Here is a 9817-nt window from a genome sequence, read left to right on the forward strand (position 1 = left end):
CCCTACCGCCCGGCCGGTGTCGCGTGACGCCGCGCCTGCCCGCGAGCTCGGGCGCGCTGATCGGCGCGGGGGGCATCGGGCTCATCGCGGGGGGTCGCGGCGGGGCGGTGGGCGTGGGGGCGCCCCCCACAACACCCGCACCCCCCCCCACAACTGCATTCTCGGCTCGCCATTTCGACCGACTCGGCGGGGCTTGTCAGGCCTGGCAGAGGCAGAACGGGTGACCGGCGGGGTCGAGGAAGACGCGGAAGGTCTTGCCGGGCTGGACCTCGTGCTTGGTGGCGCCGAGGGCGACGGTGGCCGCCTCAGCAGCGTCGAGGTCATCGACGAAGACGTCGAGGTGGGACTGTTGAGGTGCGTCCTGCGAGGGCCACTTCGGCGCGTGGTAGTCCTCGACCGCCTGGAAGTTGAGGGCGCCGCCGTCGCCCCAGGCCTCGGCCCAGCTGCCGTCGTCGTCGACCTTCGTCTCCCAGTCGAAGAGCTTTGCGTAGAAGGTGGCCAGGGCTGCCGGCTCGGGGCAGTCGATGACCCATTGCGGATTGCGTGCGATAGCCATGGATCCGACGTTAGAGCGGGTTCCGGACATTCGGCTTCCGCCTGTCACGACACCGTCTCAGAAATATACAGTCAGGGTTGACTGTTTGTTTCTGTCGCGGCAGAGTGCCTGTCTGTGAGCCAAGCCACCCGCGTACCCCAGGAGGAGCGCACCCGCGCGATGCGGGCGCGGCTCCTCGATGCCACCGTCGAGCTGCTGGCCGAGCGCGGCTTCGCCGGCACCTCGACCACACTCGTCTCCCAGCGGGCCGGAGTCTCCCGCGGCGCTCAGCTGCACCACTTCCCGGCCAAGAACGACCTGGTCGTGGCGGCGGTCGAGCACATCACCGAGGCTCGCGGCGAGGCACTGAAGGAGGCGGCCGGGGCGTTGCCGGAGGGCGGGCAGCGTACGCGGCACGTGCTCGCCATGCTCGCCGAGCAGGTCACCTCGCCGGTCTTCGCCGCCGCACTCGAGCTGTGGGTGGCGGCGCGCACCGACGAGCAGCTGGCTGCTGCGGTGGGTCCGCTCGAGCAGCGGATCGGTCGCGAGCTCCACCGGGCCACGGTCGAGCTGCTCGGCGTGGACGAGAAGAAACCCGGCGTGCGCGAGCTCGTGCAGGCCACCCTCGATCTCGTCCGCGGCCTGGCTCTGGCTGACACGATTACCGACGACGCCGCACGACGCGAGCGGATCCTCGACCACTGGGCCGAGGTCCTGGAAAGAGAGTTGCGATGAGTCTGCTGGACGAACTTCTCGAGGACCTCTCCATGGAGGGGTTCGAGCTCCGCCAGGTGGTGGCGGGGCTGAGCGAGGCGGGCTGGCGCGAGTCGACGCCGGCCGAGGGGTGGGACGTCGCCGCCCAGATCGCCCACCTGGCCTGGACCGACGAGGCCGCGCTCGCCGCGACCGAGTGGGTGGCAGGTGACGCGACCGCCTGGGACGAGCTGGTCAACGAGGCCATCAAGAACCCCGAGGGCTATGTCGACGAGTCCGCCCTGGCGATGGCCGCGATGCCGGCGACCGAGCTGCTGCAGCACTGGGACGGCGTACGCGGCGAGCTCGCCGGGGCGCTCGCGAACATCCCTGACGGGAAGAAGCTGCCTTGGTTCGGGCCGCCGATGTCGCCGGCCTCGATGGCGACCGCGCGGTTCATGGAGACCTGGGCCCACGGGCTGGACGTGCGTGAGGCGCTCGGCCACACCTACGAGCCCAGCGACCGCATCAAGCACGTGTGCCATCTCGGCACCCGTACCCGTGACTTCTCCTACAGCGTGCACGGCCTGACGCCGCCGAGCTCCCCGTTCCGGATCGAGCTGACCGCGCCGTCCGGCGAGCTGTGGGAGTGGGGCCCGGAGGACGCGGAACAGAGCGTACGAGGGCCTGCATACGACTTCGCGCGGCTCGTCACCCAGCGCATCCACCGTGACGACACCGCGCTCGAGGCGACCGGGGACGACGCCGAGAAGTGGCTGACCATCGCCCAGGCCTTCGCCGGGCCCACCGGGGGCGGGAGGCCCAAGAAATGATCACGATCGGCAACTGCTCCGGGTTCTACGGCGACCGGTTCTCGGCGATGCGCGACATGCTCGAGGGCGGTCGGCTCGACGTGCTCACCGGCGACTACCTCGCCGAGCTCACCATGCTCATCCTCGGCAAGGACACCCTCAAGGACCCGACGACGGGCTACGCCAAGACGTTCCTGCGTCAGGTCGCGGACTGCCTCGACCTCGCCCTGCAGCGAGACGTCAAGATCGTCTCGAACGCGGGCGGCCTCAACCCCGCCGGTCTCGCTGCCGCCATCGAGGCGCTCGGGACTTCCGCGAAGGTGGCGTACGTCGACGGCGACGACCTCCGGGGCCGCCTCGACTCCCACCCCGACGCCCTGACCGCCAACGCCTACCTCGGTGCCTTCGGGATCGCGCACGCGCTCGACGCAGGTGCCGACATCGTAGTGACCGGCCGGGTGACCGACGCGAGCGTCGTCGTCGGGCCGGCGATCGCCCACCACGGCTGGAAGCGCGACTCCTACGACGAGCTCGCCGGCGCCGTGGTCGCCGGTCACGTGATCGAGTGCGGCACCCAGGCCACCGGGGGCAACTTCTCCGGGTTCCTGACCATGTCGCCGCAGGCCCGGGCTCGTCCGCTGGGATTCCCGGTCGCCGAGATCGCCGTCGACGGCTCCTCGATCATCACCAAGCAGGACGAGACCGGCGGCACCGTCACGGTCGACACGGTCACCGCACAGCTGCTCTACGAGATCCAGGGGCCGCTCTACCTCGGTCCCGACGTCACCACCGACCTCACCTCGATTCGTCTCTCCGAGGTCGGGATCGATCGAGTGGCCATCTCAGGCGTCACGGGCACCCCGCCGCCGGCCACGCTCAAGGTCGCGGTCAACTCGCTCGGCGGCTACCGCAACTCCGCCGAGTTCGTGCTCACCGGCCCCGACATCGACGCCAAGGCCGCGTGGCTGCGCGACCAGCTCGATGCCGAGCTCCCGATCGGCCCCGACTACACCTGGTCGACCTACCGCGTCCCCGCGCCCGACTCGCCGACCGAGGAGGGAGCCGCCTGCATCCTGCGGCTCAACGCGCGCGCGGCCGACGCCGACGCCGTCGGACGAGCTCTGACCGCTCCGGCCATCGAGCTGGCGCTCGCCTCCTACCCGGGCTTCCACGTCACCGCGCCCCCGGGACGGCCGTCTCCGTTCGGGATCTACAAGGCTGCGTACGTCCGGCGCGACCGCGCGTCCGAGACCGTCCATCTCCCTGACGGGTCGACCTACGAGGTTCCGTCCCCCCTCGCCTATGTCGAGACGTCACGCGCGACGACCGAGGTGACCACTCGACCGACCGGAGCGACGCCTCGGCCGACGGGGGCGACGTCTCGGCGAGCGCTGGGTGAGCTGGTCTACGCGCGATCCGGGGACAAGGGTGGCGACGCCAACCTCGGGCTCTGGGTGCCGCAGGGGCGGCCGGAGGCGGCCGTCGAGTGGCTGCTCGACACCGTGACCCCGGAGTGGGTGCGGGCGCTGCTGCCCGAGACCGAGGAGCTCGCCATCGACATCACGCCGTTGCCGCACCTGCGTGGCGTGAACATCGTCATCCACGACCTGCTCGGGGAGGGCGTGGCCGCTTCGACACGCTTCGACCCGCAGGCGAAGGGTCTGGGCGAATGGGCGCGGAGCCGATTTGTCGACATGCCCCTAAATCTCTGTCCCGACGGAACGTCGGAGGCGATCCGATGAACGACGACCTCTTCCGTCTGGGCGCCGAGTTCACGCGCCGAGAGATCTTCCCGGACCTGCAGGAGTGGGAGGACAACCAGGAGATCCCACGGGACGCCCACCGGGCCGCCGCCAAGCAGGGGCTGCTCGGGATCGGGTTCCCCGAGGAGGTCGGCGGGGAGGGCGGTGGTCTTGCCGACACCGTCGCGGTGACCGAGGGGATGATGTCCGAGGGAGCCTCCTCCGGCCTGCTCGCCGGCCTGTTCACCCACGGGATCGCGCTGCCGCACATCGCCAAGCACGGCTCGCCCCACCTCATCGAGACGTACGTGAAGCCGACCCTGGCCGGAGAGAAGATCGGCAGCCTCGCCATCACCGAGCCCGACGGCGGCTCCGACGTCTCCCACCTCCGCACGACCGCAACCCGCGACGGCGACGAGTTCGTCGTCAACGGCGCCAAGACGTTCATCACCAGCGGGGTGCGCGCCGACTTCGTCACCACCGCGGTCCGCACCGGCGGGCCGGGGGCCGGCGGCATCAGCCTGCTCGTGATCGACAAGGAGGCCTCGACAGGCTCGACCACCGGTGGCTTCACGGTCACGCGAAAGCTCGCCAAGATGGGCTGGCACTGCTCCGACACCGCGGAGCTCGCCTTCGAGGACGTACGCGTCCCCGCCGCCAACCTCGTCGGCGACGAGAACGCCGGGTTCATCTACATCGCCGAGGCGTTCGTGACCGAGCGGATCGCGCTGGCCGTGCAGGGCTACGGCACCGCAGCCCGCTGCCTGGCGCTCACCGCCGACTACTGCCGCCAGCGCGAGACGTTCGGCGAGCCGCTGATCAAGCGGCAGGTCGTACGCCACAAGCTCGTCGAGATGCACCGCCAGGTCGAGGTGGCCAAGGCCTACACCCACGCCGTGGTCGCACGCTACGACCGCGAGGGGGCCACCCAGGCCACGATCGCCGAGGCGGCGCTGGCCAAGCAGACAGCGGTCGAGGCCTGCACGTGGGTCGTCGACCAGGCCGTCCAGCTTCACGGCGGGACGGGATACATGCACGGGACCGAGGTCGAGCGGCACTACCGCGACGCCCGGATCCTTCCGATCGGAGGAGGAGCCACCGAAGTGATGACCGACCTGGCCGCCAAGCTGTTGGGACTGGACAGATGACCGGGAACAGAGAAGCCCTCCTCGAGAAGATCGAGGCGCTCGACGCCGAGCACGCCAAGGCGGCGGCAGGGGGCGGGGAGAAGTACGTCGCCCGCCACAAGGCCCGCGGCAAGCTGCTCGCCCGCGAGCGGATCGAGCTGCTGCTCGACGAGGGCAGCCCGTTCCTGGAGACCCAGCCGCTGATCGGCTGGGGCAGCGACTTCCCGGTCGGTGGGTCGATCATCACCGGCATCGGCGTGGTCGAGGGCGTCGAGTGCATGATCGTCGCCAACGACCCGACGGTGAAGGGCGGGGCGCTCAACCCCTACTCCCTCAAGCGCTCCTTCCGGGCGGCCGAGATCGCGGAGAAGAACGGACTCCCGACGATCAACCTGACCGAGTCCGGTGGCGCCGATCTGCCCACTCAGAAGGACATCTTCATCCCGGGCGGTAAGGGCTTCCGCGACCTGACCCGGTCCTCCGCCCGCAAGCAGCCGACCATCTCGGTCGTCTTCGGCAATTCGACGGCCGGTGGTGCGTACGTCCCCGGCATGAGCGACTACGTGATCATGGTCAAGGAGGGCGCGAAGGTCTTCCTGGCCGGCCCGCCGTTGGTGAAGATGGCCACCGGTGAGGACACCGACGACGAGTCGCTGGGCGGCGCCGAGATGCACTCGCGCATCTCTGGTTCCTCCGACTTCCTCGCCGTCGACGAGCACGACGCGATCCGGCAGGCGCGCCGGGTCGTGGCCCGGCTCAACTGGCGCAAGCGGGGCCCGCTCCCGAAGGAGGTCTACGAGCCCGGACTGGATCCCGAGGGTCTGCTCGACCTGATCCCCACGGATCTGAAGGAGCCCTTCGATCCGCGCGAGGCGATCCTGCGGATCGTGGACGGGGTGCCGACGGATTCGGGGGTCTCGACAAGCTCGACCACCGCTCAGGCGTTCGACGAGTTCAAGCCGCTCTACGGGTCGAGCCTCTGCGTCGGCTGGGCGCGGCTGCACGGCTACGAGATCGGCATCCTCGCCAACGCCCGCGGCGTGCTCATGTCGGAGGAGGCCCAGAAGGCGGCGCAGTTCATCCAGCTCGCCAACCAGAAGGACACCCCGCTGCTGTTCCTGCACAACACCACCGGCTACATGGTCGGCACGGAGTACGAGCAGGGCGGCATCATCAAGCACGGTGCGCTGATGATCAACGCGGTCTCCAACTCCACCGTCCCGCACCTGACCGTGATCATGGGGGCGTCGTACGGCGCGGGGAACTACGGCATGAACGGCCGTGCGTACGACCCCCGCTTCCTCTTCACCTGGCCCTCGGCCAAGTCCGCCGTGATGGGGCCGGCCCAGCTGGCAGGGGTGATGGAGATCGTCGCCCGCGAGTCCGCCGAGAAGAAGGGCGAGGTCTTCGACGCCGAGGGGTTCAAGGGCGTCAAGGAGATGGTCGAGGGGATGGTCGAGGAGCAGTCGCTGCCGATGTTCCTCTCCGGCCTCGGGTACGACGACGGGGTCATCGACCCGCGCGACACCCGCACTGTCCTCGGCCTCTGCCTCTCCGCCATCGCGACCAAGGAGATCGAGGGGGCGATGAACTTTGGTGTCTTCCGGATGTGACGTCGCCGCCATAAGGACTGTTGCCTCGAGGGTGGTCTCGACAAGCTCGACCACCGTGGATCGGGGCTCGATGAACGGGATTGCCTCATGATCACCAGATTGCTCGTCGCCAACCGTGCCGAGATCGCCTCGCGCGTCTTCCGCACCGCCCGCAAGCTCGGGATCGAGACCGTCGCGGTCCACTCCGACGCCGACGCGGACCTGCCGTTCGTGGCCGAGGCGGACCATGCCGTACGCCTCCCGGGCAACGCCCCCACCGAGACCTACCTCCGCGCCGATCTCGTCATCGAGGCGGCCAAGGTGGCCGGTGCCGACGCGATCCATCCGGGTTACGGGTTCCTGTCGGAGAACGCCGACTTCGCCCGCGCCGTCGAGGCGGCCGGGCTGGTCTGGATCGGGCCGGCGCCCGAGTCGATCGAGCAGATGGGCTCGAAGATCGAGGCGAAGAAGATCATGGCCGCTGCCGGGGTCCCTGTCCTGGAGGCGCCGGCGTCGCCGGTCGAAACCGACCTGCCACTGCTGGTCAAGGCCTCCGCCGGCGGCGGTGGGCGCGGGATGCGGATCGTCCGCTCGCTGGACGCCCTCGCCGCTGAGATCGCCGCGGCCGAGGCCGAGGCCGCCTCGGCGTTCGGAGACGGGACCGTCTTCGTCGAGCCGTACGTCGAGGCCGGCCGCCACGTCGAGGTCCAGGTCGTCGGCGACGGCGCCGGCAACGTCGCCGTCTTCGGTGAGCGCGACTGCTCGGTGCAGCGCCGCCACCAGAAGGTCGTCGAGGAGTCCCCGGCGCCGCTGCTGCCGGATGCCGTCCGCTCGGCGCTCCACGAGGCGGCCCGGAACGCCGCGGCGGCGATCTCCTACCGCGGGGCCGGCACCGTCGAGTTCCTCTACGACGCCGCTTCGGAGCGGTTCTGGTTCCTGGAGATGAACACGCGGCTCCAGGTCGAGCACCCGGTCACCGAGCTGGTGCACGGGGTCGACCTGGTGGAGCTGCAGATCGCTGTCGCCGAGGGTGTCCCGGGGGTGGTCTCGACAAGCTCGACCACCGACGTGAACGGGCATGCGGTGGAGGTTCGGCTCTACGCCGAGGACCCGTCGGCGGACTACCAGCCGCAGTCGGGGACGCTGACGAAGCTGGAGGTCTCGACAAGCTCGACCACCGGTGGGACCGAGGTCCGGATCGACGCCGGCTACACCTCGGGCTCGGAGGTCAGCACGTTCTACGACGCGATGCTGGCGAAGGTGATCGTGCACGCGCCGACGCGCGAGGCGGCGATCCGGCGGCTGGTCGCGGTGCTGCGTACGGCCAAGATCCACGGCTTGGTGACCAACCGCGAGCAGTTGGTCGGGATCCTCGGCTCTGATGCGTTCCGCAGCGGCGAGGTCACCACCGCTCTGCTCGCGAAAGAAACTTTTCTTTCATCCGCCGAGGACCCCGGTGCCCCCGTGGCCGCCGCGATCGCCCTGGCCGAGGGGACCCGTCGTCCGGGCATCCCGGTCGCCTGGCGCAACGTCGTCAACCAACCCCAGCGGACCACGTTCGAGGACGGCTCGGAAGACGGGCGCGTCGTGGAGTGGTACGGCACCCGTGACGGCTACCGCGTCGACGGCTTCGAGGTCATCGAGGCAGGTCAGGAACGGGTCGTTCTCGAAAAGGACGGCCTGCGCACGACGTACGAGATCGCGGTCGACGGCGACCGGGTCGACGTCGACTCCGCGTTCGGCCACACCCCGCTGCGGAAGCGGCCGCGGTTCACCGACCCGGCAACACAGACCCAGCCCGGAAGCCTGCTGGCACCGATGCCGGGTTCGGTCGTCGACGTCCTGGCCGAGGCTGGCAGCCACGTCACCGAGGGCCAGCCGCTGCTGGTCCTGGAGGCGATGAAGATGCAGCACACGGTGACCGCGCCGACCGGCGGCGTACTCACCCAGATCAACGTCACACCAGGAACCCAGGTCGCCGCCGGCGAGGTGCTGGCCGTCGTAGAGGAGGCAGAATGACCACCGCATTCACAGAGCCCGAGGAGCGGACCGCGCTGCGTGGGGCGGTCGCGAAGCTGGCCGGGAAGTACGGTCACGACTTCGTCGCGAAGCAGGCCCGCGAGGGCGGCAAGATGACCGAGATGTGGCTCGAGATGGGCCGCAACGGGTTCCTCGGCGTCAACATCGCGGAGGAGTACGGCGGCGGTGGCGGAGGCATGAGCGACCTGGCGGCGGTGCTCGAGGAGGCCGCGACGGCCGGCGCCCCGCTTCTGATGATGGTCGTCAGCCCCGCGATCTGCGGCAGCATCATCGGCCGCTGCGGCACCGACGAGCAGAAGAAGCGCTGGCTGCCCGCGATCGCGGACGGCAGCCTGCTGATGGCGTTCGGGATCACCGAGGCCGACGCCGGCTCCAACTCCCACAAGATCACCACCACCGCCAAGCGTGACGGCGACGAGTGGGTCCTGAACGGCCAGAAGACGTTCATCTCCGGCGTCGACGAGGCCGACTCGGTCCTCATCGTCGCCCGTACGGAGGACGCCAAGACCGGCAAGCTCAAGCCCGCTCTCTTCGTGGTCCCGACCGACTCGGAGGGCTTCACCAAGCAGGTCATCCCGATGGCCTGGGAGGCGCCGGAGAAGCAGTTCACGCTCTTCATCGACGACGTACGTCTCCCTGCCGACGCCCTCGTCGGCGACGAGGACGGCGGCATCTGGCAGCTCTTCGCGGGGCTCAACCCCGAGCGGATCATGGGCGCAGCCCTCTCCTGCGGGATGGCCCGCTACGCGCTGGCGAAGGCGGTGGAGTACGCCGCCAACCGCTCGGTCTGGAAGGACGCCCCGATCGGCTCCCACCAGGGCATCGCGCACCCGCTGGCGAAGGTCAAGATCGAGCTGGAGCAGGCCCGCCTGCTGTGGCAGAAGGCCGCCGCGCTCTACGACGCCGGGGACGACGCAGGTGCCGGAGAGTACGCCAACATGGCCAAGTATGCCGCCGGCGAGGTCGCCTGCAACGCCACCGACGCCGCGGTCCACACCCACGGCGGCAACGGTCTGACGGTGGAGTACGGGCTGGCCAACCAGCTTGTCGCCGCCCGCCTGGGCCGGATCGCCCCGGTCAGCCGGGAGATGATCCTCAACTACATCGCCATGCACACGCTCGGACTCCCCAAGTCCTACTGAAACGTCGGTCGAGCCGCGAGCGCCAGCGAGCGTGTCGAGACCAACACAGTCGCGTGGGGTTTTTGTGTGGTCAACGCAGCCCCGAGCGGCGGCCGCCGCGCCGACCCCGGGGGCGTACTAATCTTCCGGGCCGT

General features: G+C 69.8%; 8 protein-coding genes. 7 read left to right on the forward strand and 1 reads right to left on the reverse strand.

Features of this window, described 5'->3' with window-relative positions:
- Nucleotides 1-196: 196 nt before the first annotated feature.
- On the reverse strand, nt 197-556 hold the full coding sequence (locus ACFVDI_RS26850) for a VOC family protein (RefSeq protein ID WP_378911940.1): 360 nt from the start codon (nt 554-556) through the stop codon (nt 197-199).
- Between the two features lie 114 nt (nt 557-670).
- Here ACFVDI_RS26850 and ACFVDI_RS26855 point away from each other — a divergent pair, with 114 nt between their 5' ends.
- From ACFVDI_RS26855 to ACFVDI_RS26885, 7 genes are all read left to right on the forward strand, one after another.
- A complete protein-coding gene (locus ACFVDI_RS26855) occupies nt 671-1270 on the forward strand; it encodes a TetR family transcriptional regulator (protein ID WP_328527850.1) in 600 nt (199 codons plus the stop codon).
- A complete protein-coding gene (locus ACFVDI_RS26860) occupies nt 1267-2061 on the forward strand; it encodes a TIGR03084 family metal-binding protein (RefSeq protein ID WP_378911941.1) in 795 nt (264 codons plus the stop codon). The genes ACFVDI_RS26855 and ACFVDI_RS26860 overlap by 4 nt, the downstream gene beginning before the upstream one ends.
- Nucleotides 2058-3782, forward strand: coding sequence for an acyclic terpene utilization AtuA family protein (locus ACFVDI_RS26865; RefSeq protein WP_378911943.1), 1725 nt, complete (start codon nt 2058-2060; stop codon nt 3780-3782). The genes ACFVDI_RS26860 and ACFVDI_RS26865 overlap by 4 nt, the downstream gene beginning before the upstream one ends.
- A complete protein-coding gene (locus tag ACFVDI_RS26870) occupies nt 3779-4930 on the forward strand; it encodes an acyl-CoA dehydrogenase family protein (protein WP_378911945.1) in 1152 nt (383 codons plus the stop codon). Before ACFVDI_RS26865 ends, ACFVDI_RS26870 begins: the two co-directional genes overlap by 4 nt.
- Nucleotides 4927-6522: an acyl-CoA carboxylase subunit beta gene (locus ACFVDI_RS26875; RefSeq protein ID WP_378911946.1), complete on the forward strand. Its 1596-nt coding sequence runs from the start codon at nt 4927-4929 to the stop codon at nt 6520-6522. The genes ACFVDI_RS26870 and ACFVDI_RS26875 overlap by 4 nt, the downstream gene beginning before the upstream one ends.
- A gap of 87 nt (nt 6523-6609) precedes the next feature.
- On the forward strand, nt 6610-8520 hold the full coding sequence (locus ACFVDI_RS26880; RefSeq protein ID WP_378911947.1) for a biotin carboxylase N-terminal domain-containing protein: 1911 nt from the start codon (nt 6610-6612) through the stop codon (nt 8518-8520).
- Nucleotides 8517-9683 carry an acyl-CoA dehydrogenase family protein gene (locus tag ACFVDI_RS26885; protein ID WP_378911950.1) on the forward strand — a complete coding sequence of 389 codons (1167 nt, stop codon included), beginning with the start codon at nt 8517-8519 and terminating at the stop codon, nt 9681-9683. The genes ACFVDI_RS26880 and ACFVDI_RS26885 overlap by 4 nt, the downstream gene beginning before the upstream one ends.
- Nucleotides 9684-9817 lie beyond the last annotated feature (134 nt).

Source organism: Nocardioides sp. NPDC057767 (assembly GCF_042798275.1).
In the GTDB taxonomy this organism is placed as follows: domain Bacteria; phylum Actinomycetota; class Actinomycetes; order Propionibacteriales; family Nocardioidaceae; genus Nocardioides.